This is a genomic window from Chitinophaga sp. HK235 (genome assembly GCF_018255755.1).
Classification (GTDB): Bacteria; Bacteroidota; Bacteroidia; order Chitinophagales; family Chitinophagaceae; genus Chitinophaga.
The window spans coordinates 7201863-7225603 of the sequence record NZ_CP073766.1 but is presented as its reverse complement, the minus strand read 5'-3'; the positions used below and the strand labels follow the sequence as shown (position 1 = coordinate 7225603).

Below are 23741 nucleotides of genomic sequence, written 5' to 3'. Positions count from 1 at the left end.
TATTGAGAGATTAAAAAAAGCCTGGGTAAGCTTTACACCTACGTTAGTGATCGCGCAATTAAATGTGTAACTGTTTCTTTGAAGAACGGGCTACAAAGATTTCAGATTTTGGTTATAAGACAATGATACAAATCTTTCTTTAAAGAAATTATTTTTTTTCATTACTGATACAAAATTCTCATCTATAATTCTTAAATCAATATATAGCTCTTTTAATATTTTGCGCGATCAAATTATCATCAGCAAATATATCTTACTAGTCTGCTTGTTCGCTGAAAAATGGCCGCAGCAATGCATTTTGCAGAAGACAGGAAATATTCTCCGCAGAAGTTGAAGGTATATTTACAATTTCTGAAACCGCAGATAACGGTAGCTCACGTTAACGATTATACGGAGATTAGTGAAACAGTATTTGAATACATCTTTTACCTCCTCCTCAAAAACCAGAGGCTACCCCTTTTCAGGAGCAGCCTCTTTTTATTTAATGCTACAGTCTGCGTTAGTTGCCTACAGTACCATAGAAGAACTGAGCTGCATTGGTGCTTTTCACCAAACCACCCAGTACTAGTTTGGACCCAGGAATAGTATTAGCTATCCAAGCCAGGTTAAACGAATTTGTTTCAAAGTAATTTCTGGTCTCTGCAAGGGCCGACGCTCGGACACCAGCATTTCCATCCTGGGAAGTAAATACAAACTTAATAGAACCATCTGGGTTCTTTGAAGGTGTATAAGTTACATTGGCCAGAAAAGCATTAACAGCGTTGGAGTAACTAAACCTCAGCGTAAAAGTCAAGTCCTGGTTTTGCATCATACGTACATAGTTCAGGTTATAGCCAGTTGCATTAAACTGGTTCTGGCATTGTGCAAAAACCGGATCAAAGTCGCTATTCAGCGTACCTTTCAGCGTGGCAGCGCTATATTCAATAGCTGTATAGTCCTTTCCGGCACCAAATACCAGATTCAACGGCACTACGGGCATTGTTCCTGCCTGCAGGTTGTAGGTGTCGGTACCGTTTTTCACGTAGTATACCTTATTGGCAGCATCCCACAGCAGTTCGCGGATGGCGAAGCCATTATAAACAAATGCTGAATCCAGGATAAGACCATTAGGCGTGAAAGCAAAGGCCCTAGTTTTACTGAAGGCATTGTTATTCTCCCCTAAGTAAGTAAACCGGATCCTGCGTGTGCTGGCATTAATGGCCGCATCCATTTTTTTGCCGTCCTTGAAACTGATATAAGGAGCAGGTGTGCTGGCCACATAAGTGTTGTTGTCAGTCATGCGCTCGGCGATTTTACCATTGAGGATATCCTGTTGTTCCGCGCTGGTCAGTCTCACCATCATCATCGGATTTCCCCGGTCCATACCTACCACATAAAAGGTATCACCGGTCACTTTATCCATGGTAAACTGGAAATCGGATTTTAAGCCTGCACCGGCGGTACCTCCGCTTACACCAGGTGCCGGATCATTTGGCAGATGTATATAATTGTAGGTATCGAATATCAGCGTGGGCCATTGCAAGGCTTTCAGGCGGAAAGTAGATGTCTTGGGCGTGATGGCCGTAGTACTGTTAAAGTCACTGATCATCTCCACAGAATTATCTTTTCCAAACTTAAAATAGTAAAAGAAACCTTTTCCTCCTATGGGATAGATCGTTGCTTTCCAGCCGTACTGAGCGCTGGTAAGGAGCTGCATATTCTCATCCAGGCGTTTGGCGAGCCTTACGTCAGGGTCTTCCATAAATGGATCGGAAGACTTGTTACAGGATATAGCAGCGATGGCCAGTAATGTATATAGCGTAAGTTTTTTCATGATGTTCATTACAGATTTAAGGTGCCGAATGTGAATGAGGTTGCATCATTAGCTTTCTCGAAACCACCGAATTCCACTTTCGCATCGGGGCCATAGAAGTATTTTGTCTTCTGTGCACCGCTGAAGAAATCGGTCAGTGGTTTCACCGCAGCTGCGATTGTATTAGCGGTGGCATCTGCTCCGGTGAGTGCGAAGGTGTATGTTTCCGCAGCCGTGTTGGCCACTACACTATAGGTAAATGTACCGGTGGCCAGTGTTCCTGCACCTGGTCCTGCAGCAGAACGGTAGTTAACTTTCAGCTGCATGGTAGTAGCCGAATTAAACACCACATTGATGCTTTCCAGTGTAAACTGTGTAGTAGCGTCTACCTTCAGTAAAGCAGCTTTGGAAGTTTCCCATGCATTGTTGAAATTATCCGACTGTCCACCTACCAACGCAGGATTAATAACAATGGATGTAAAGGCCTTGCCAAAACCGATATGGGAGAAAACCGGCGGATTGGAATAACTATTAAAGTCTTTCTGCACCTTGGTTTGCAGCCCGGTAAAATCAATGCCCCATGTTTGTCTGAAATAACCCACTACAATGGCTTCTTTCTTGCGGAGAATACCCACATTCACACCTGTCTGTTTCATGATGGTTTCATAGCCACCACGGCCCAGCGTGAGCATCATAGAAACCATTTCCGCGAAATCCTCTTCAGGAGCGGCACGGGCATACTGGCTAATAAAGCCCAGTGTATAAGCATCTGTCAGGGGCTGGTTATTCCAGTCGGCAGTATAACCACCACCTGTCAACAGCGGGAAATCCTTCGGATAAATCACTGTCTGGTGCAGGATATGTGTAAACTCGTGATGAATGGTTTTCAGTACCTGCTGTACATTAGCGCGGCTGGATTTGTTGAAGTTGTTGACATTATACAGTGTAACCCTGTATCCCCCTTCTGCTTCACCCAGCTTAACGGTTCCGCCGGTATTATATTCCACACTACCTACCAGCATGTACTGTTTGGGAGAATACATTTTGATAAAATCGGCATTTTTCTCCATCACATATGGCTGAATCCAGGCAGAATTCACTGTTTCCATCAATGGTCTTACTTTGGCACTGTCTGGTGGAACCAGGGTTTTGGTGGGGTCCAGTTCCGAGCCATCGAACCTGTATTTTACTTCCAGGTTGTATGGTTGTGTAAACGTGGCAAACAGCCAGTTATCCAACGGTGTTTTCACCCATTTATCGCCACCAAGGCCCACCAATGGTTTGTCCAGATCATCTGACTTTTTACAGGCGGACAGCATCACTGCCGCAAAAGCTATTATTAAGAAAAAATGTTTTTTCATACTTACAGCAGATTAACGAGGATTAAGAGGAACACCGGACAGGGTCACTTCTTCCGGTAATTGCAACAGTTTGCGTTTATCATCCGCAGCCAGATCAAACACCTCTCCTTTGGAGGTAGTATGTGTTACCGGCATTTTCAGACGCAGGATGTCGAGCCACCTCATGCCTTCATTGACAAACTCGGCACGTTTGATATCCAGCAATGCCAGGCGGTAAGCCTCTTTCTTATCGGTTGTTCTGGAGCCATAGTAGCTCATCACACGGGCATCTGTAATTAAGTGCTGGGTAGTATTGTAGTTGGCGACACGCGTTTTCACCAGGGTGTTCATATCATTGAGCGCCTGGTCATACATTTCCTTGCTGAGAGATGCTTCAGCTCTGTTGAGCAATGTTTCCTCTGTGGTCAGCAACGGCACCATGGTATAGTATACGCCAGTGTTGGCGTTGATACTGGAACGTTTGAAGTAAGCGAGATACTTCATCACAAAGTAAAAAGTGCTGCTGGTACTATATACCTTCATTGCATCCCAGCGGTTGCCCAGGGGGCTGATGAGTTGTATAACCCTTGGCTGAGACATCGCATACTGGTAGCGGTAATAATAAACACAATAGTTAGATACCGTTTCGGCCAACAACAGATTGCCCGGATTGGTGGCATTGGTGTAAAAATTCTGCAGGTCATTGACGGTAACAGAAGCACCCTGATAGTTCAGCCATGGTCTTACGTTAGTCGCAAAATCGTTGGTAGGGAATGCCAGGTTGGCTTCTTCTATCACTTTATCATAGTTGCGTTTCCACAGGTAAAACCTGGATGCAAAAGCATGTGCCGCTCTCCTGGTAAAGTGGTAGGCAGGAATGGCGTATTTGTCATTCAGCAAAGGAATACCTTCTTTCAGGTCTTTCTCGATCATGTCATATACATAGGCCACGGTTTTGCGGTCGTAATTTTTCAACACTATTTTCTCAGGCTCTGTCACATATGGAATACCTGGGTCCTGGCCGGCAGTAGCCGGATCATAGGCTTTTGAAAAAAGAGTCACCAACATAAAGTGTGCGTAAGCCCTTGCTACCAACGCTTCTCCTTTCTGACCAGCGTATGACTGCGGATTAGTGGCTTTGTTGCAGATGTCTAATGCCTGGTTAGCGGATGCGATCGCGGAGTAACAGGCGTTCCAGTAGTAGGTAGGACCATCCTGGGCAGTAGAGGTGATATCTCTCCAGAAATACGCGTCTGCATTTCTTGAGTCAACAACGCCGGTGACACTTACATCCATGGCGTTATCGGACATTGCTTCAGCAAAAGTGAAGTAGTTGGCACTGGGATAAGCTGTTACCAGCAGCTCAGCCACCTTCTCAGGTGTGTTCAGGACCGCCCGCTGATCGGGTGCCTGTTCCAGATACTTTTTGCAGCCGGTGGTACCCAGCAATGCAACAGCCGTTATATATAGATATGTTTTTTTCATAATTATCACAATTAAAATCCAACTTTTAAGGTAAATGTGAATTGCTTAGGAACAGGCATTGCCACACCGCCGGAAGTAAAGAACTCCGGATCCTGGCCTTTCAGCGCCTTGTCTGCATATATCAGCCAGATATTGTTACCCTGCAGTTTCACAGACATATTGTTGGCACGTATCAGCCTTGCAATCCTTACAGGCAGATTGTAAGCCAGTGACACCTGTTTCAGGCGAACAAAACTTCCATCTGCTACCCGTCCGGAAGTGTAGTTATAGACGGTATAGGGATAAACTGAACCAATGGAGCTACGAACGAGATAGTCGGCGATAGCCGGTACATTGGTAGCTTTCTCGTCGAGCGGTAATGTCCATCTGTCCAGGAATTCCTTCGGCATCGCATCGGCATCAGAGTATTTCACTGCAAACGCATTGTTTAACCTGATCTTGTTTCCAGCCTGATAGGAGATGAAGAAATTCAGCATAAAGTTTTTGTAGTTGAAAGTATTGTTCCAGCCACCTGTAACGATAGGATCTACAGATCCTTCATATATCAGATAATCCTTGTTGCTGCTCTGAACATATACCCCACCGTTCAACTTACCGTTTTCGTCGATGTAGGTAGGTATTCCGTCCTTGCTCAGGCCCTGGAAATTGACTGAGTAAAGTCCACGTACAGCATGTCCTTCGCTCGCACCACCTTCTGGTACGATCAGATCATAAATACGGGGTTTGCTCTTCAGATTGGTGATTTCGTTTTTGTTGAAGCCAAAGGTCAGGTTGGAAGACCAGTTGAAAGACTTGCTTTTAATCAGTTTTCCACCAACGGTCATTTCCACACCATAGGATTTCATGTCTGCGTAGTTGGCCTGTTTGGTACCTTCCCCACCAATGCCGGAAGTACGCAGTCCACTGATCAGGTCAAAACCATTGCGTTTATAGGCATCAACAGTAACGGCCAGTTTATCACCCCAGAAACCTGCGTCAACACCGACGTTACCTTCGTATTGTTTTTCCCAGGTGAGTTCGGAGTTTTCCAGGTGGTCCAGTTCAACTCTTGGTTCCACTTCTGATAACCTCGGACGTATAGCAGAGCTGTTCAGGAATACCACACTGGAGTTGGTGGCGCTTCCGATACTGGCGGTCAGACCGTAAGAGGCCCTCAGCTTCAGGAAGCTGATATTTTCCCTATACTTCAGGAAATCCTCCTGGTCGAGGTTCCAGGCGGCACTCAGGGTCCAGGTAGGCAGCCAGCGCGCATTTCTGGATTCGCCCATTCTGTTGGAACCATCATATCTCAACGTTCCGTTGAAGATATATTTACCATCATAGGAATAGCTGGCATTACCAAAGAAAGAAGCATATCTGTCGTACTGCTGGTTCATCCCGAAATAGTTGTAACCACCTTCGAGCAGCATTTTAATGATACGGTAGTCAGTAAATGGTGTACCACCTTTATCATACTGGTAACCGTAGCCATTAGCATAGCTGTTCTGACGGTCAGTGTATTTGATTTCCTGTCCGAGGAAAGCGCTTACCAGGTGTTTTTTGCTGAAATCATGTTTCCACTCCAGCTGATTACGCACATAGTAGTTAGTGAGCTTATCATCATTTTTATTGTAGAAACCACCTTGCGGCAATGCGATTTGTTTCACCGTTAATTCAGGATGATCTGGATCCAGGTAGAGGAACGGATTTGCAGCAGCCAGGGTGGAATTGGGAGCATACCGGTATGCCAGGGCCATGTTGGAGTTTTCGCTGATGATATTTTCGCGGGTGGTTTTTACGAAGCGGATAGCACCAATGGTCCGGAAACTGAAGTCATTGGAGATCTTATAACCCAGTTCACCCTGAATCTTAGTATCCAGCATGTCCAGGTTAATGTAGTTATTTTTTAACTCGTTGATGATGTTAAATGGTGCGTAGTTGCGGTTGAAGAATTCCAGGTTGCCACTTTCGTCGTAGGCTGTCATGGCACGGCTGGTATTCAGCGCATAGCTGTAGGGGTTGATATCAAAATCCCTGGTATATACCCCTTCCACTACGTTGCTGGATCTTCCCTGAGTACCGGGAGCCCGTTGTTGTCTGATAGATCCGTTTACAATCACATTCGCAGTAAGGCGGTTGGTGAGATTGTAGGTACCGCGGAGGTTAGCGGTATAACGGCTTACACGATCGGCAACAGACCAACCATTATCATTATAATAACCGAGGGAGAAGTAATGTTGTGATTTATCTGTACCGGAAGAAATGCTCAGGGAATGTTCCTGTACAAAAGAGTTTCTGAAGAGTATGCTAAACCAGTCTGTATTGGCTTTTGCATAACGCTGCAGGAAAGCTTCTCTGGCTTCGGGAGTATTCTGCAGGCCAAATGTGCCGGTAGCCGGATTATACTCTTTCAGTTTCTGGTACATTTTCGAGTATACACCACCGTTATTTTCGTTGGCGATGGAAGAGCTCAGTCCACCTTTACGGTACATCTCTGCATACACAGACATCTGGTCGGCAGAATTCATAATGTTGAAAGTGCTGTAATCCGGTTTGAGGAAGGTGGAGAAGTTACCGTTGTAATTCACCTGGGTAGAACCGACACGGCCTTTCTTGGTGGTGATCACCACCACACCGTTCATCGCACGGGCACCATACTGGGCGGTAGCAGCAGCATCTTTCAGGATGGTAAATGTTTCGATATCGTCTGCGTTGATACCTGCTACAGAAGAGCCGATCAGCGTTAGCGCGTCTCCGCTGGAGAGCTGGTCGTTGCTGATGTTCACGATATCTTCCAGTACCACGTTATCGATTACCCACAGTGGTTTGTTTTCACCGGAGATGGAAGTAGCACCTCTTACGCGGATTTTAGGGGCCGCACCGAAGGTACCGGAAACGTTCTGCACAGAAACACCAGCTACTCTACCTTCCAGCATACGGCTTACATCGATGACACCATCCTGTTTCACCTCTACACCGCTGATGTTGGTAGCAGAACCAGTAAACAGTTTTTTGTTTACGTTCTGGTAACCTGTTACAATCACCTCTCCCAGCCCTGCAATGTTTTCTTCCATGGTAATGTTGAAAACAGTCTTGTCATTTACCTGAACTTCATGTGGTTTAAAACCAAGAAAGTTAAATACCAGGACATCGTTATTATTTGCAGTGATGGAAAAGCGGCCATCCTGGTCGGTGATAACACCGCGGCTTTGTCCTTTGATCTGTACGGAAACACCGATCAGGGGATTACCCTTTTTATCGGTTATTTTACCGGTACGTTGTGTTTGTTGCTGTGGTTCAGCTTCCGTAGCGGTTTTGGTGGCAGATGCATCCTTTACGGTCAGGATGATTGTTTTAGACAGCAGCTCATATTCTATGGGCTGATCTTTCAACACCTGGTCCATAAATTCATTCAAGGGCACCTCTTTAGCGTTCACGGAGATATCGTGGGCACGCTGCAGCACTTCTTTTTTATAAAATACCAGGTATCCTGTCTGCTTTTCAATGGCAGTAAATACCTTTTGCAGGCTGACCTTCTGGGCACTGAATGTAATACTCTGTGCCCTGGCCCCTGCAGCCACTTGCATAATGGTCACAAGGATTAACAATGCTGTCAGTTTCATAGTAATCAGCAGTTTTTTTAGCCCGGTAGCTATACCCTTCACCGGATTCTGCCGATTTTCCAATACCGTTTCGGCCCTATGGTGGAGGCTGACCGATACTACATTTCCGGGCATAGCATACCAACTACAATTAGCATTTTTTTGCATAAATTGCATTAGTTTGATGGTTTTAACTGGTTGTTTAAAAAAATGGTTTCATTCGATCAGGATCATTCAAACGCCTTCCGGGGGTGGTGATGACACCTCCGGTTTTTGTTGACAGCCCTTTGTTGTTATTTCCGTTTTTAAATTTTTACAAAAAGAGAAGTGCCACTATTTTCCTATAGCATAGTGTGGTAACAGTACCCTCATTTTTGGTTGACGGCAGCTTCCTGCCTTAAATAATTAATTCTCATTGTCAGGTTAAGGAATAAACACTAGTTTTTTATCATTTTCCAGACGGCAATGTACACCTGCCTGGTTCAATACTTTGATCATTTCCTGTAATACCAGGTTGCGGCTTATTTTACCACCAAACTCAGTATCAGGTGCATTCTCCATTACTTTGGTATCAACACCGTACCATCTGGTCAGTTGGCGTGCCAGCATGGTAAGGTCATTATTTTCAAAATCGAAATATCCGTTTTTCCAGGCCGTTACACTCTCTGTATTGGCATATTGTACACTGATGTGTTGATTTTCGGAAATAGCTGCCTGCTGGTCGGGCTTCAGCAGTGTTTTCCCGGCTGCCGCTCCGGCAGATACCATGACGGCTCCCTGTACAAGTGTAACCTTACAGGCGCTTTCATCGGGGTAGGCGTTGATATTAAAATGGGTGCCCAGCACTTCCACTGTTCCTATACTTTTATCGGCACGCAGGATATTTACTTTAAACGGATGTTTCGCATCCTGTGCCACATCCATATATACTTCACCGCTCACTTCCACTGTACGATCATCTCCGGTGAAATAGGTCGGGAACTTCACTGAACTTTGGGCGTTAAGCCATACAGTGGTTCCATCGGGCAGGGTTACCTTAAACTGCCGTCCAACGGGCGTGGACAGGGTATTGTATTGCGGACCTTCTTTGGCATTGGCTGTCTGATCGTAGCCGAGCCGGCCACTGTTCAGGACAATACTGGCACCACTCTGCGTGGCTACAATACCGTTACCCAGGCTGTCCAGCACTATCTGTGAGCCATCACCCAGCGTAAGCACCGCCCCATCGCGGCCAGGGAGAATGGGTGCCTGTTTGGCCACCACCGTAGGTTTAGACTGATGGTTCATCATGAGAGCCGTACCAGCGCCCAATAATACAAGTATGGCCGCGGCAGCCCACCACCTGCGATAAGAAATAATCCGGGTGGGTTTCTCTTCCTTTTCCTGCCCGGCTTCATCCAGGGCTCTCTCGATCATGGCTATACGCCGGAAGTCCATGGAAGGAGTATCAGGCATGCCATTCAACAACTCACCGTATTTATCCAGCACCTCCAGCTGTTCCTCCGGACCGGCAGCAGCCAGCCACTGGCGGAATGCAGTATAATCCTGCTGCGAATACTTACCCGCTGAATAGTCTTTTAAAAATGAGTGTAGTTGTTCCTTCGTCATAGCCTGGAATATGTTTCCTGGTATAAGGACGTTTCAGGAATTCAAAAGGACACGTCGGAAGAAAAATTTTTTTTTAAATATTGTAAAACGACGGGAGAGAGAGTATAAACAGAAAAAATGCCAGGGTGTCTTTTTCCTCAAAACACTCACGGATCAGCTTCTGGGCTTTATAAAGCTGATTTTTAACACCTGACTTGGAGATATTCAGCTCTGCAGCAATTTCATCGAGACTCAGTCCACGCTCCACACTCAGGCGGAAAACATGCTGGCACTGAGCAGGCAGAGCTGCTATCTGCCGTTGTACCTTTTCATAAATGGCCCGGTAGTTCCAGATATCTTCAGGAGTATCAGGGGTGGCTTCGCGTTGCAACAGATCTACAAAAGCAGCCTTGCGTACCTGCTGATGACGGAGATGATCCAGCAGCCGGTTCCTGGCCGACCGCGCAATATAAGGCCTGAAAGCAGTAATGTCGGCCAGCTTTTCACGCTGTTCCCAAATACGGACAAAAACTTCCTGAATAATTTCATCTGCTTCATCCTGAGATCTGGTAAAAAGATGGACATACTGCGTCACGGCATCCAGGTGATGGGAATACAACTCTGTAAAGGCCTCCCGGCTCCCTTTCGATGCCTGTAATATCAGGTGAGGTTCGTTATATAATGCTGTATTGGACAATCTGTAATGCTGCTATTTCCTAACCGGTCATTAAACCGGTTGCGCTAAAGCTAAGTATTTTTTTCTTGTATTGCAACCTCTCCCGTATCTGATTACGTAGAAGGAAATATTATCGGTACAGGCGGAAATCACCCCTCTGACACACATATTTATTATCTTAATTTATTCAGATACCAATCAACAAAGCGACAAGTCTGATGAAATAATATATATTTTTACACCCTAAAGTAATCGGACAATGTCAGATTTTTCATTGTTACTGAGTCTCGACAGCGATGCATTACAAACACTCGCTCATGCATACAGCAGTTACGCTGCTTATCTTGATACCGGGAATGCAGAGGATATACATACAATCGCCTGCTGTTATATGAAGGCCGCAGCCTATGAAATGCTGCTCGACCAGTCCAACGCCCGGTCACTGTTTGCACTGGCAGCCACCCGCTTTACACAGATCAGTGATCCATACGGACTGATCGCCGGTATCTGCTCCTATCAAGGTTGTCCTGATTTGTCTATTACAACAGAAGCCACACCGGACATACAGTTCTACCAGCTGTTGAACGGAACATTTACAGGAGCAACTGTTGACACCTCCGCCTGGCAGGAACCCGTAGGACGCCTGCAAATACCCTTCCGGCTATACGCAGATGCCATCACAGATACCATAGATCAGGAGGTAACACAACTACCGAAAGTATGGAAATCATTACTCACCCGCATGTATACACGCCCCCGCCTGTTAAGTAAAGATACGGCCCGGTGGCGCAAGCTGGAAGGCACTATCACTCCCATAGAACCCGAAACAGTAGCCACCTGTATTGCATTGCTGCGTGTTGCAGAAAGACAGGGTATTTCTTTAGATATACTTACTTCACTGGTACAAGCGCAACAGGACAATGCGTATATACCGATGAAAATAGGGCTGCTGCTTAGATAATCGGGGCTATTTCCACATACTGATCACACTCCTGTCTGAATTCATCCACATGATCCAGCAAAATAGCGGCGCCTCCCTTTTTTACATGCTCTTTCACAATACCGAATACTTCTTTCCCTCCCATAGGGTCTAACCCGGCCAGATCAAATATGATATGATTTAAACGGGACAATGTAGCATAAAGCGCGAGTAGTTTACGGGGAGTCCCGGCAAGGTGGTTAATGGGTCTTCGAGGGATAATATAACTGTTCTCATAAATCCTGTTGGCATAAGGGCTTGAAAGATCAGCGTTCTTTTTCAGGTATTCACCAAAAGTTACAGGGTAAAATCTGCTTCGAAACCAAGACTCCCTGAAATGTGGTACAAACCTGTTTTGTCATTAATTTAGGATTGGGAGAAAACCCAACCCTAAATTAATCTTCCTTTCTAAAATTTCGCTGCTATTCCTGCATAAAAACTTCTTCCATCAGAAGGGATAATTCCCGGCCCGGGATATTCATCTGTCCTGCGGGTAAAATAAGCTTTGTTGCCCAGGTTGTTAATACCACCTTTCAGCACAAACCGGTTCCACCTGTAGGTAGCACTGACATCCATTACAGTATAGGCAGGGATATAACCGGCTACAGGATCTTCGCTGAACTTAGCATTGGTGGCATCTCCATAAGCATCACCTACATGATTTAGCTGGAAGGTGACTGAAAAATGAGGATCCATGTAACTAAGCCCTACCCTGTTGATGTATTTGACCGCAGCCTCTACCCGGTTATTTTTAAATTCACCGGAAGTATATCTGGCATCTGTATAACCAAAAGCATCAAATATGCTGATACCTCTTTTGGAAAGAGGATACAACCATTTCAGTATGTTTAACTCAACATAACTTTCCACGCCTTTATGTACACTGTTAGCTACATTGGTCCGGAGCGTATAAGGTTCTCCCTGTGCATTTGTCTGTAGTATTGTACCGATTCTGTTGTTGTAAGCCAGGTAGAATACTCCAAGGTCAAAGTTCAGGAAATTTTTTACCGTACCACGATAGCCCAGATCTGCATTGAATCCTGAAGCATCCTTCATATGAGGATCTATTTTGGAGGTGATACCGATGGGTGTTAGCTGAGCGTAATCAACCGGCCGGTAAGCCTGACTGAAATTGGCGTACACGTTGGTGTATTGACCTGTTTTATATTCTGCCCCGATACCTAGCAGCGGGAAAACCCTTGATTTGTTATCATCTGTGAAGACCTTCACGCTGTCTGTGATATAGCCTTTCGCGGTATTGTACAGGTATTCGAGCCGAATGCCCGGAGTAATGGAAAAACGTTTACCCAACCTGAAAATATTTTCCACAAACGGCGCTATGTTAGTGGTTGTAAAATCCAGGGCATATTCATAAGGGCCGCTGATGCTCAAATCAAAATCGCTGCCGGTAGTCCCGGGGCCACCTCCCTGCCGTTTAAACCAGGCATAGCTGTAGCGCAAGCCACCAGCCAGGGTATTGCTGGTCTTGCCCAGTTTGTATTGGTGCATCAGCCTGACTTCCGTAGTTGTATTGTGCATTACCTCATCCTGTACTTCACGGGGCACATATTGGCCGGTAGCAGGATCTATCGTGTCCAGCTCTCCCGGGCCCCCTTCTTCATTGCGCCATACCAGCGCCCTGCTGCTGAACAGGTAAGTTGACTTTACATTCAGTGTAGTAGCCGGAGAAATGGTATAGTTAAGGTCTGCAGTGACTACATTCCACGGGCTTTTAAGCCAGTTGCGTGCACGAAAGGATGACTTGGGATCTGCCTGGAACATGCTGTCATTGAGGCCTCCCGGCATTTTGATCCGGTTGCGCAACAGCGAATATTCCAATCCAACGGAGAGTTTATCCGATGCATTATATTGTACTCTGGCAAAAGCAGTAGCCTGCTGTTGTTGACTATTGGGTCTGTATCCCTGCAAAGTACGGTACTGTATAAAACTGTAATAACTCCACTTCTTCAAAGTACCGGCGAAGGAGTTAAAGGAATTAAACAAACCAAAACTACCGCCGGTCTGAGAGGTATAAAATTCAAATGGTTTATCCTTAGGGGCTGTATTCAATACATAGTTCACTAACCCGCCAAACTGTGATCCAAACTGAAGAGAGGCAGCTCCTCTTACCATTTCGATACGGCTTACTGCTTCCATCGGCGGTAAATAATAAGCCTCATTATATCCATAAATATCCGCCGAAATATTATACCCGTTCTGCCGGGTATTCATCTCAATGCTTTGGGTTGGATTGAGTCCGCGGGTAGCGATACCATTAGCTGTAAAACCACCGGTTTCCGTTTCCGTGATATTCAGGCCGGGAATACGGCCCAATATCTGGCGGGTATTGTTGATCGCTTTATTGGCATCAAGACTGTCGACAATAATTACTTCATTCTTCTTGCCTGCATAAATAATCCCGTCGTGCTCTTCCGGCAAATGACCAGTACCACGAACACTACGGATACCTCTTACCCTGACATCCTTCAGGTAATGAATTCTGGTTGAATCCCCGGTCCGCTGTGCGGCCGCGATAAAAGGGAGCAAAACAAAAGGCAACCCCGACAGTAATGATTTGCGCATAAATTTAAATGTGTGAAACGAAAATCAACACATCTGAACAAATCAACTAATCAAAAGCGGAAATTAAATTACGCAAACGGGAAAATTGGTTATACTAACAAAAAATAAAGTATAAGTAATTAAAAATCAAATATAATAAACCAATACCCAATAGACAACTCAGTTTACTTTATTCTTTTAATTCTTCTCACAAAAGTATAATCTCCGGTGATCTCTTCTTTATAATCCATCTCTTCATCAAAGATATAAGGGTCTCTGAAGTAGGTACCAATGCTCAGATATCCCATGTCCCAGCCTCCGCCGCCACACAGGTTGCAGCCACCATCGCCGCTTTTGAGGAACCATTCGCTGTCCATCATCACTTCGTAATGATAGGGATCATTGGCAATAACGATACCGAAGTGATTGGGCGTATCGAGGTAAAAGCCCTGTCCATCATCGCCTTCAGCCACAAAGTGATGGTATTTTTTATTGTAATCGATACCATCGCCCCAGGGGTATAGCGTCCGCGATCCGCCACCACAAAGGTATTCCCATTCATCTTCGGTAGGCAGCCGGAAACCGCTATCTGCGATTTGTGCTGTCAGCTCATCATAAGAGGCAGACTCATACAGGAATGCGCGGATGTCTGTCCCATTCTTTTCCAGCCGGAAACTGTCGTTGACGATCCAGGTATGTTGCTCTCTGGGAGAAGCTTTCAGGTCCTTCATGGTTTTATGGAAATAATCATCCGATACCAGGTGCTCATCATCGATGTCCACCGGGAAATAACCTGTCTCTCTTACCTGACGTTCTACGATCATGGGAGGAATGGTCACAGTACGTACCGGAGATAAACGTTCCCTGATATAGTTGTCCATCCCCTCTTCATTATTTTCAAACATGTCCACCATATTCACCTTGTTCTCTTCCGGCATGTTCCATTGGTCCAGCCCCAGCAGCACGGTGTCACCCGGTACAAAAACGAACTCCGTTCCCTGGTAATCCAATACAGCTGTGTAAGTACGCTGATTAAATTTATCGAACTGCTCAAAATGTTTGATGGTAAACTCCGGAAACTGCGTTTTTATCAGTTGTTGAAGGATGGCTTCTGCGGCCGTATGAGGAAGTTCGTTCCACGCCTTACGGTCATATATCTGGGTTACATTCATGAAAATTCAACATTAAATCTGCTTGCTAATTTAGGCAAACTTTCATGATTTCTGTAACGATGCGTAATGTAAAGTCTGTAACCTTCCATTCCCTACCACATTAAACACTACCGTCTGAGGATTCCCTTTTCCTTTGAGTGTGAGGGTGATCCTGTTATCCCCTTTTTTCAGGGGGATACGGGAGTAGTAGATAGAATGCGGAAGACTTTGCCAGTTGCGTGTATCTGCTTTTTCTGTGAGTATACTTAACAGATTAAACGCTTCTCCCAGTACCTGATCTTCTTTTTTGATCTGGTATTCAGCCAGCTTTTTGATGGCCAGTCTTGTCAGGGCCAGGCCCATCTCCTTTAAAAAGCGCTCCTGTAGCGTGCGAAAGGCCAGCTGGTTCACATCTTCCACTTTTTCGAGTGAAGAAGAGAAGGTACTATCTCTTTGTATACTGGCCGCTGTGTAGTACAAGGGCTGTTCCACATAACTGGGGAAGGCCACCCGGAAGGCTTCAAAGTTGCGTCTCAGGCGGTGGCAGGAATCACGCGAAAAAAGAGCAAAATCAAAGGGAATAAAAATGGTGTTTTTGGGGTCCGTAAAAACAAAATTACCTGGTCCTCTTTCCGTCAGCGTAAAGAAAAAATTGGTCTCTTCTTTTACAGGTGCCAGCCCGTTCTCCCAGAACACCAGCACTTCGCCGCCGTCAGTGTCGGCTGCAGGCTGGTAGGTAAGCCCAAACTGTTTTTCATAGTATTGCACTTCCTCGTTAAAGCCCAGCTGGTAGGCGGTGCGCAGCAGGTCTTGCTGCAGTTGTGCCGGCATGGCTACGCCGTAGTAACTTTTATCTTCTTTTTTCAGGAAGATGTCTGCCGCATTGCGGTAGGAAATAAAAGCATTGTTCACATCTCCGCCGCTTTCGTAGATGATGCCCTGTACAATCAGAGAAAAAGCGTCTTTGCTGTATTTGTTTTCGTTATTTTTTTTCCGGTCGTTGAGGGCATAGGTGCCCAGTGTGATGCGGCGTGCTTCTACCGTAGCGTCTTCTGTTTTATTCAGTTGCAGGTAGTTGATGGATTTATAATAATGAATGAGCAGTCTTTCAAAATCTTCTCCCTGGTATACCTGCATGGCAGGATTGGTGATCAGTCCGAGGGCCTGGTCCAGGGCTTTGTTCCGGCCTCCGCTCACGAGTATGGAATCGGCTGCATTAAAATACAGGTTGCTTTCCTCATAACGTCCCTGCAGGAAAGCCGTTTTTCCCTTCTCCATATTAAACAGCAGCTTGTTGCGGCCGTATCTGAAAAACTTTGTCTTATCCAATTTACTGGCTGCTTCATCAAACCGGCCATGGGAGACAGCTTCATAGTAAGGGCTGATGGCTTTGTTGTAAGTATGGCATGAAAAAAAAGAAGGCATAATCAATGATAGCGGCAGCCACCACCTCCATCGACAAACAGAATTACACATGGCTCGTTGTTAGAGTAAAAAATGTGCGCCGGCACACAGAAAAACCGGCGCACGGTTACACGTAGTGGTAACTAGAAGTAGGCATTAATTCTTAACGTATTTCGCAATCTTTTTATTTCCGATCCATTTTACTTCGTTGCTTTGCAGGTCGGTCAGTTCCAGATCTACCTGATAGTATACCACCATTTGTTTTTTATGTGAGTCGACGATGGAGTTGATGCTTCCCTGGAGTATATAGTCTGCTCCTACTTCCAGTCCCCATTTTTTCATGGTAGACACGGAAGCATTTTTTTGCTGATCGGCCCGTTCTCCGCGCAGCTCTTCTCTTTTAGCGCCACCTTGTACCAGCCTTACTTTCTGGGTGGTCACAAAAGATCTTTCCATATCCTTGATAAAGGTTTCGGCATCGATGTGTTCATGGCTTTTGTTGGCCACCATGCCCACGATTACAACGGGCTTTTTGCCGGCATGTTCCTGAGCAAATTCCGGGAGCCAGTTTTCACTCAATGCGCTGTTGATCATTTCTTCAGCAGTGAGGCGTGAATCGGTATTATTCCAGCGGCCGCTGATATCTATCTGTTGCTTTTCATCTACCCTGGTAACTTTGCGGGGAGCACATCCCTGCATGAAAATAGCGGACATAAGTATCCCTGAAAATGCTAATGCATTGATTTTAGACATTGTTCTGATTTTATATAGATGATATTTTATCTGAAAAGCATATAAGTTCCCATAGCGAGGGCCGTTACCGTAGCCAGGTCATTCCATTGAAAGGAAGATGAACAGCCGTAGTTGTAACGATGGTGTCGATATCCGGGATAGCCGTAACCGTAGGAATAGGAAGGATAGCCGTAACCGTAGGAATAAGAAGGATAACCCCATCCCCAGGAAGAAGCTGCGTACAGGCGTTGGCGTTCGCGGCGGTCCTGTCTGCGTTGTTCCCGTCTCTCCTGTCTGGCTTCAAAGTACTGGTAAGCTTTGTAGGTTTTTTGAACGGTCACACCTTCCTGCATAGTCAGGGAGTCTTCTTTGACCAGGTATTCGTTCATGCTTTCGCGGTAACGCGGATTCTGATCGGGCAGCAGCTGCGCTGATGCCGGCAGGGCGCCCATCAGCAAACAGGTGATGATGCCTGCATAGAAACGGTGATAGATTTTAGAGTATCTCATAAAATGGCTGCTTAAATGATGCTACAATATAGTGACGCAGCTCGAAAAGAATCCCCCTAATTTTGGATCTGTTAAAAAAGCGTTAAGGGGCCTCTTCCCAAACATTTTAAAGGGTCTCCGCGTTATGCAATGCAAAACCAGGGCAATTATGGCAACCGTATCACTTCAGAGCGCTGCTGGCAGATGGGTAGTAATATCCTCTATCCTGGCTTCTGCCATGGCTTTTATAGATGGCACCGCGCTTAATGTGGCACTGCCTGCCCTGCAGCGCAGCCTGCATGCCACCGGAGCCGACCTCTTCTGGGTATTAAACGCCTATATGCTGATGCTGGCCTCCCTGATATTACTGGGTGGCACACTGGGCGACAGGCTGGGCCGCCGCAGAATTTTTATGACAGGCATCTTCATCTTTATCGTCGGCTCCGCCGCCTGCGGCCTGGCCGGCACTGTTACCTGGCTAATTATCTTCAGAATGCTACAAGGCATCGGCGGCGCCCTGATGATACCCGGCAGCCTGTCCCTCATCTCCTCTTCCATCGATGAAGCAGAAAGAGGAAAAGCCATCGGTACCTGGTCATCCGCCACTACCCTGGTAACCATCGGCGGCCCCATCCTCGGCGGCGCCCTCGCCGACGCCGGCCTGTGGCGCTACATCTTCTTTATCAATATACCCATTGGCGTTATCACCCTGCTACTGCTGGCATGGAAAGTGGCTGAACAACAGGAACAGGGCGGTCCGGGTAAACAGGACTTCGCCGGCGCCGTACTGATCGTACTCGGGCTGGCCCTGCTCACCTTCGGCTTCCTACGGATGCCGCTATCCGGATTCAGCAGCCTGCCCGTATATGGCAGCATCGCCGGCGGCCTGCTACTGCTCATAGCCTTCGTCATGGTAGAACGCCGCAGCCCCTGCCCCATGCTGCCCCTCTACCTGTTCAACAACAAAATTTTCAGTGGCACCAACCTGCTGACCTTCTTTCTATATGCCGGACTAAGCGCCGCCATGCTCTTCCTCTCACTCAACATGGTACAGGTACAAGGCTATACGCAACTGGAATCAGGACTTTCATTTCTACCCTTTACCATCCTCATGGTATTCCTGGCCCGCCTCGCCGGAAGCCTGGCAGATAAATACGGTCCGCGATGGTTCCTCATCACCGGCCCCTTTACCGCCGGCACCGGAATGCTACTGCTGGCATCCGTAGGCCAGACCAGCGGTCCGGCCAGTTTCTGGACCACCTTTTTCCCCGGCATCGTAGTACTGGGTCTGGGCATGTCACTGACAGTAGCCCCATTAACCGCCACCGTTATGGGCTCGGTAAGCAACCACCTCTCAGGCACCGCCTCCGGCGTCAACAACGCCATCACCAGAATCGCCGGCGTATTTGCCATAGCCGTCTTCGGAGCACTGGCCGTCCTGTATTTCTCTGACAGCGTACAACACTCACTCTTCCAGCTACCACTCAACACCTCACAAAAACAAGCCATCATAGCGCAAACAGCCAACCTCGGCAATGCCACCGTCCCTGAAAATATTCCTCCCGACAACAAAGCTACCATCATCCATATCTATCATCAGCACTTTATTCAAACCTACACAAGAGTAATGGGCACCTCCGGACTACTAGGCTGGCTGGGAAGCTTGATGGCGCTGATATTTATCAAGTCTCCCAGGGCTAAAGCCCTGGGCTAAATTGGATGAATGAAGCACGGAGCTTTACTAAAAGAATGAGAACTGTGATAAGATAAAGGGAATAAAAACCATGATAAAATTGGAGATGAAAAAAATAACTAAAGCACCGTCTTCACTCCATCTATCGTAGCCCAGGAATTTAGTCCTGGGATCTAAATCATGATAAAATTGGAAATAAAAATGTGACTAAACCACCGTCTTCACTCCATCTATTATAGCCCAGGACTTTAGTCCTGGGGATTTAATTATATAGCTAAAACCAATTATTATGTCTAAAACAATCATTCAGGATGTATTATTTAAGAATACTACACCTAAGGAACTCTATGACATTTACACGGACGGAAAAAAACACAGCATCGCTACTGGTGCTCCTGCCGAAATCAATCCCACTGAGGGCAGCAGCTATTCCGCCCATAGTGGTTATATCACGGGGAAAAACCTGCAACTGATCCCGGATCGGCTGATCGTACAGTCGTGGAGAGCACAGAGCTGGGATGCCGGTGATATAGATTCTACCTTTATCATCCACCTTGAGTCAATAGGCTCCGATGTCATGCTGCATGCCATTCATGCCAATGTGCCGGACAATGCCTACGATGACCTCGACGCCGGCTGGAAAAAAATGTACTGGGAACCTTTCAGACTATACCTCGCCGGAACACCTATTGACAAAGCTTCCATGTAAGTAAAATTGTTACCGGACTGGGCAACAGATTGTATTTTCGTTAGCTCTCCCAGGACTAAAGTCCTGGGCTATGATAGATGAAGCTACAACTCACCTAAAATCAGATTATATGCGGCTCTTGCTAACGATTATCTGTTTGCTGTTATGCCAGTATGTACGGGTTCATGCCCAGACCGGTAATACACCTTTCCTCTATGCTGGCCGGATCGTTTTCACTTCAGAAAACATTTCTCCATCCAGTCTGAAAACGACAGCCTTTCTTAGCACCTATCATCTGACCCATAAAAGTAACCTGTTCTTCACTGCCTATGCAGATAGTCCGCTTGTCCGCTACCTGCACCAGCTGGAGCCGGAGGCTGGCACTGAAGAATTACTACAGCGTGGCAATTACCAGTTCACACTTTATTTAGATAACAGACAGGTGTATCAAAGCAACCTGCATCCTGGCGCTCCATCCGCCGAAGCCAAAAAGACTGAAACCATCATCAGCAAACCGCTGATAGATAATACCACTCCTTCCATGCTCTGGAGCCAGTACTTCTGGATGCGTTTTCTGGCCAATGGCGGCGACAACGCACTCACAGAAGGTCCGCATCAGCTGCGTATGGAGATCCGACCTTATATCCGGGATAAAAATGAGGTCATCAAAACAGGAGTACTCATCGCTGCCGGCGAACTTCCGCTGACAGTAAAAAGAAGACCTGACATCAACCTTCAGACAATCACGCTACACACCCCTCCGCCCTATCAGGGCTTTCCCCTTTCCCATGAAAGCTTTGACCATAACAAAATCAAATTATTAAAGGGATATATCGATGAAGGTGTTTTTAAAAATATCACGAGCATAGCCGTGATCAAAAACGGGCAACTGCTGATAGAGGAATATTTCAATGGCTCAGGCCGGGATTCCCTGCACGATGTACGTTCCGTTGGTAAATCCTTTGCCGCTGCTATAATGGGTATGGCCTTGAAGGATGGTTATCTGAAAAGCGAAGAACAGCCCCTGCATGATTTCTATGACCTGAAGACATTTGCTCATTATTCACCGGAAAAAGAACGGATTACCCTGAAAGCACTTTTGACGATGAGCAGCCCATTGGATGGAGATGATAACGACAATGATTCACCGGGCAACGAAGAAAATATGTACCCTACCGACAACTGGGTGAAATTTACACTCGACTTACCGTATAACCGTTCCCGTAAGCCCGGTGAATGGCATTATTTTACTGCAGGTGTTGTAGTACTCGGGGATATCCTGCATCAGCGTATTCCCGGCGGACTGGAACAGTATGCAGACCGTCGGCTTTTCCGTCCGCTGGGCATTACACATTATCAGTGGCAATACACCCCACAGGGCGTTGCCAGCACCGCCGGCGGCATCCGGATGAATACCCTCGATTTTGCCAAATTCGGCCAGCTATATCAAAACAATGGCCGCTGGCAGCATCAATCCATTCTTCCTGCCAGCTGGGTGCAGAAAACATTCACGCGGTATGCCAGCATACCGGAAAGAAATCAGGAATACTACGGATATCTCTTCTGGAACAAAACTTTTCACATCCACAACAAAAATTACGAAACCTACTACTGTTCAGGCAATGGCGGCAATTACATTTTTGTATTCAAAGAAGTGCCACTGGTGATAGTAGTTACAGCAGAAGCCTATAACAAACCTTATGCACATCCGCAGGTAAACACCATCATGGAACAATATCTGTTGCCGGCATTACTGCCATAAAACAAGCCGGACTGCTGGTCCGGCTTGTTTGTGATCACATGGGTACACCTGTGTAACTGATAGCATTATGGTCCCAGATGTAGATGGCGTTTTTGCCCTTTTCGTGGCGACCCACATACCAATCCTTGTTTTCAATCGCATTCTTTAATATGATCGGGTAATCGGATTTGCCGGTGGTGCTCCAGCGGCCCCGGCGCTGTTCGCCGTAGGCCTCCCAGTAATAGGTGCCATCTGCATTGATCAGTAATGGTTTTGTACGCGCATTAACGTTAACGACCATCGTCTGAATACCGGCATTGTTGGTTACATAAAATGCATCGGTCACCCCGGTTTTCCATTTACGGATAAAAAACTGCAGGGCTTTGGCATTAACAGGGCTGTTATTCACAACCGGCGCAGGTTTGTTTGTTTCCTGTGAAAGATCGCGGCCTTTATGCACTTCAATCTCTTTTGACTGATGAGGCGTCAGCTGCGCCTGAGAAAAATGAAAACTTCCGATAAGTGTAACAGCAAGTGACAGGTACTTCATATAGGGGATATTTGATGTAGGTTTAGTGCTGACAGATAACACTAAAGTAAACAAATTTCTCCCCCAAACCAACTATCCCCCTACGATACTGCATATCCAGTCTACACACTCCTTAGCATCCACAATAGACCAGGAGTGCGGATGCCGGCTACCATCCGGGCGATAACCTTTTCCAAAGGCATTGATAAAGTCGGCCTGCGTATTACCATGCTGCCGCAACCAGTTGATGGCGGCGGACTGGTCGAGTGCATTCATATCGTACAGGTCTACGCTCCTGTTCTGTATCCACCAGTTGACATCTGTATCGTTGTAGATGCGTACCGGTACTTTTGTCAGATAACGGATGTTACCACCCTGCTCATTTTCCCTCGAATAAGCAGCATAAAATTCATATTGCTGCCGAGCTTCAGCAGGTGTTCCGCCCATGATTTTTTTAAACTCCGTGGTGATATAAATACCTTCCTGTGAGGGCGGATTTTTTTCAGTGCCCCGCCTGCCCGACTCATACAGGTGTGCCAGGTCCATAGGGCCATCCACACTATAAACAGCCAACGGACGTATAGCCGTTTGCGTAACATCCATGTAAGCCAGTTCGGTATACCGTAAACTAAAGAGTCCACCGACAGAGAACCCGCCCAGTATAAACTTACCGGCAGGCAGCCGGTATCTTTTTATGGAGTCGAGCAGCACCGTATTCAGAAAGTCCAACACTTCCTTGTCGAGTGCCAGGCGCCGGTTGATTGAGGGAACAATCACTGCCAGCTGCCGGCTGTATGCCTGCTGGCACAGCGCTTTATTACTACTAAGCACCGTTTCTACCTGTTCCCAGGCACCCGGTAGCAATACAATTACACCCTTAACTACGCCTTGTGGCACGAGGGCATAATACAGTAGGTCTTTAGATGTGCCGTCATTAACGTACAGGTCTGTACTGTCGTTTCGGGACACGATATTTTTCTGCAGCTGCTGAAGATAGGAGTTGTCTAAACTTACTCCCTGCGGGTGCTGCGCATGGGCAACTAATGATAATAAACAGCCTGCCAGTAACCATATATTTTTTATCATGCCGGATAGATTTATGTCAAAAAATATCTAAAAAGAAAACAGCTTTCAAGGTCATTTCTAATTTTAACAAGCATTTGTGTAAAAACCCGGAGATAGGCCCCTATGCTCAATCGTGTCCAATCCCCACAACTTACCATGTCCGTTTTTGAACACCTGAAAATATATTTTTTGTATTCCTGTGAAACATTTTTACATTTACGTAACCAGTTACGGAATTGATTACTAAA

The 23741-nt window shown here is 46.3% G+C and carries 18 protein-coding genes; 4 read left to right on the top strand and 14 right to left on the bottom strand.

Going from position 1 to position 23741, the window contains the following annotated elements; genetic code table 11:
• Positions 1-499: 499 nt before the first annotated feature.
• The 6 genes from KD145_RS27760 to KD145_RS27735 all read right to left on the bottom strand — a co-directional run bounded on the left by KD145_RS27760 (position 500) and on the right by KD145_RS27735 (position 10482).
• Complete coding sequence (locus KD145_RS27760) at positions 500-1813, bottom strand: DUF4302 domain-containing protein (protein WP_212003064.1); 1314 nt, start codon at positions 1811-1813, stop codon at positions 500-502.
• Between the two features lie 8 nt (positions 1814-1821).
• On the bottom strand, positions 1822-3153 hold the full coding sequence (locus KD145_RS27755) for a putative zinc-binding metallopeptidase (protein ID WP_212003063.1): 1332 nt from the start codon (positions 3151-3153) through the stop codon (positions 1822-1824).
• Positions 3154-3165: 12 nt separating this feature from the next.
• Complete coding sequence (locus KD145_RS27750) at positions 3166-4617, bottom strand: RagB/SusD family nutrient uptake outer membrane protein (protein WP_212003062.1); 1452 nt, start codon at positions 4615-4617, stop codon at positions 3166-3168.
• An 11-nt stretch (positions 4618-4628) separates the two neighbouring features.
• Positions 4629-8219, bottom strand: a complete 3591-nt coding sequence (locus tag KD145_RS27745; RefSeq protein ID WP_249219591.1) for a SusC/RagA family TonB-linked outer membrane protein — start codon at positions 8217-8219, stop codon at positions 4629-4631.
• A 402-nt stretch (positions 8220-8621) separates the two neighbouring features.
• Positions 8622-9806 (bottom strand): FecR family protein, encoded by a 1185-nt coding sequence (locus tag KD145_RS27740; protein WP_212003061.1) that lies wholly within the window; start codon positions 9804-9806, stop codon positions 8622-8624.
• A gap of 73 nt (positions 9807-9879) precedes the next feature.
• Entirely contained in the window at positions 9880-10482 is a 603-nt protein-coding gene (locus KD145_RS27735) for an RNA polymerase sigma factor (RefSeq protein ID WP_212003060.1), read from the bottom strand.
• Positions 10483-10720: 238 nt separating this feature from the next.
• Here KD145_RS27735 and KD145_RS27730 point away from each other — a divergent pair, with 238 nt between their 5' ends.
• Entirely contained in the window at positions 10721-11422 is a 702-nt protein-coding gene (locus KD145_RS27730) for a hypothetical protein (protein WP_212003059.1), read from the top strand.
• Here KD145_RS27730 and KD145_RS27725 read toward each other — a convergent pair.
• The 6 genes from KD145_RS27725 to KD145_RS27700 all read right to left on the bottom strand — a co-directional run bounded on the left by KD145_RS27725 (position 11415) and on the right by KD145_RS27700 (position 17798).
• The gene (locus KD145_RS27725; protein WP_212003058.1) at positions 11415-11594 is read right to left on the bottom strand and encodes a hypothetical protein; all 180 of its coding nucleotides are present in this window, start codon (positions 11592-11594) and stop codon (positions 11415-11417) included. The two genes, KD145_RS27730 and KD145_RS27725, sit on opposite strands and share 8 nt — an antisense overlap.
• A gap of 254 nt (positions 11595-11848) precedes the next feature.
• Positions 11849-14023, bottom strand: a complete 2175-nt coding sequence (locus KD145_RS27720; protein WP_212003057.1) for a TonB-dependent receptor domain-containing protein — start codon at positions 14021-14023, stop codon at positions 11849-11851.
• Positions 14024-14187: 164 nt separating this feature from the next.
• Positions 14188-15174 (bottom strand): SUMF1/EgtB/PvdO family nonheme iron enzyme, encoded by a 987-nt coding sequence (locus KD145_RS27715; RefSeq protein ID WP_212003056.1) that lies wholly within the window; start codon positions 15172-15174, stop codon positions 14188-14190.
• Between the two features lie 42 nt (positions 15175-15216).
• Positions 15217-16578, bottom strand: coding sequence for a COG3014 family protein (locus tag KD145_RS27710; protein WP_212003055.1), 1362 nt, complete (start codon positions 16576-16578; stop codon positions 15217-15219).
• Positions 16579-16713: 135 nt separating this feature from the next.
• Complete coding sequence (locus tag KD145_RS27705; protein WP_113614556.1) at positions 16714-17310, bottom strand: penicillin-binding protein activator LpoB; 597 nt, start codon at positions 17308-17310, stop codon at positions 16714-16716.
• 26 nt (positions 17311-17336) lie between these two features.
• Positions 17337-17798, bottom strand: coding sequence for a hypothetical protein (locus KD145_RS27700; protein WP_212003054.1), 462 nt, complete (start codon positions 17796-17798; stop codon positions 17337-17339).
• Between the two features lie 148 nt (positions 17799-17946).
• On the opposite strand from KD145_RS27700, the gene KD145_RS27695 reads away from it, so the two are divergent.
• From KD145_RS27695 to KD145_RS27685, 3 genes are all read left to right on the top strand, one after another.
• Positions 17947-19491: an MFS transporter gene (locus KD145_RS27695; RefSeq protein ID WP_212003053.1), complete on the top strand. Its 1545-nt coding sequence runs from the start codon at positions 17947-17949 to the stop codon at positions 19489-19491.
• Between the two features lie 268 nt (positions 19492-19759).
• On the top strand, positions 19760-20179 hold the full coding sequence (locus tag KD145_RS27690) for an SRPBCC domain-containing protein (protein ID WP_212003052.1): 420 nt from the start codon (positions 19760-19762) through the stop codon (positions 20177-20179).
• A gap of 109 nt (positions 20180-20288) precedes the next feature.
• Positions 20289-21920: a serine hydrolase gene (locus KD145_RS27685; protein WP_212003051.1), complete on the top strand. Its 1632-nt coding sequence runs from the start codon at positions 20289-20291 to the stop codon at positions 21918-21920.
• 34 nt (positions 21921-21954) lie between these two features.
• Here the strand turns inward: KD145_RS27685 and KD145_RS27680 are convergent, their stop codons facing one another.
• Positions 21955-22449, bottom strand: coding sequence for a hypothetical protein (locus KD145_RS27680; protein ID WP_212003050.1), 495 nt, complete (start codon positions 22447-22449; stop codon positions 21955-21957).
• A 72-nt stretch (positions 22450-22521) separates the two neighbouring features.
• Entirely contained in the window at positions 22522-23514 is a 993-nt protein-coding gene (locus KD145_RS27675; protein ID WP_212003049.1) for a hypothetical protein, read from the bottom strand.
• Positions 23515-23741: the final 227 nt, after the last annotated feature.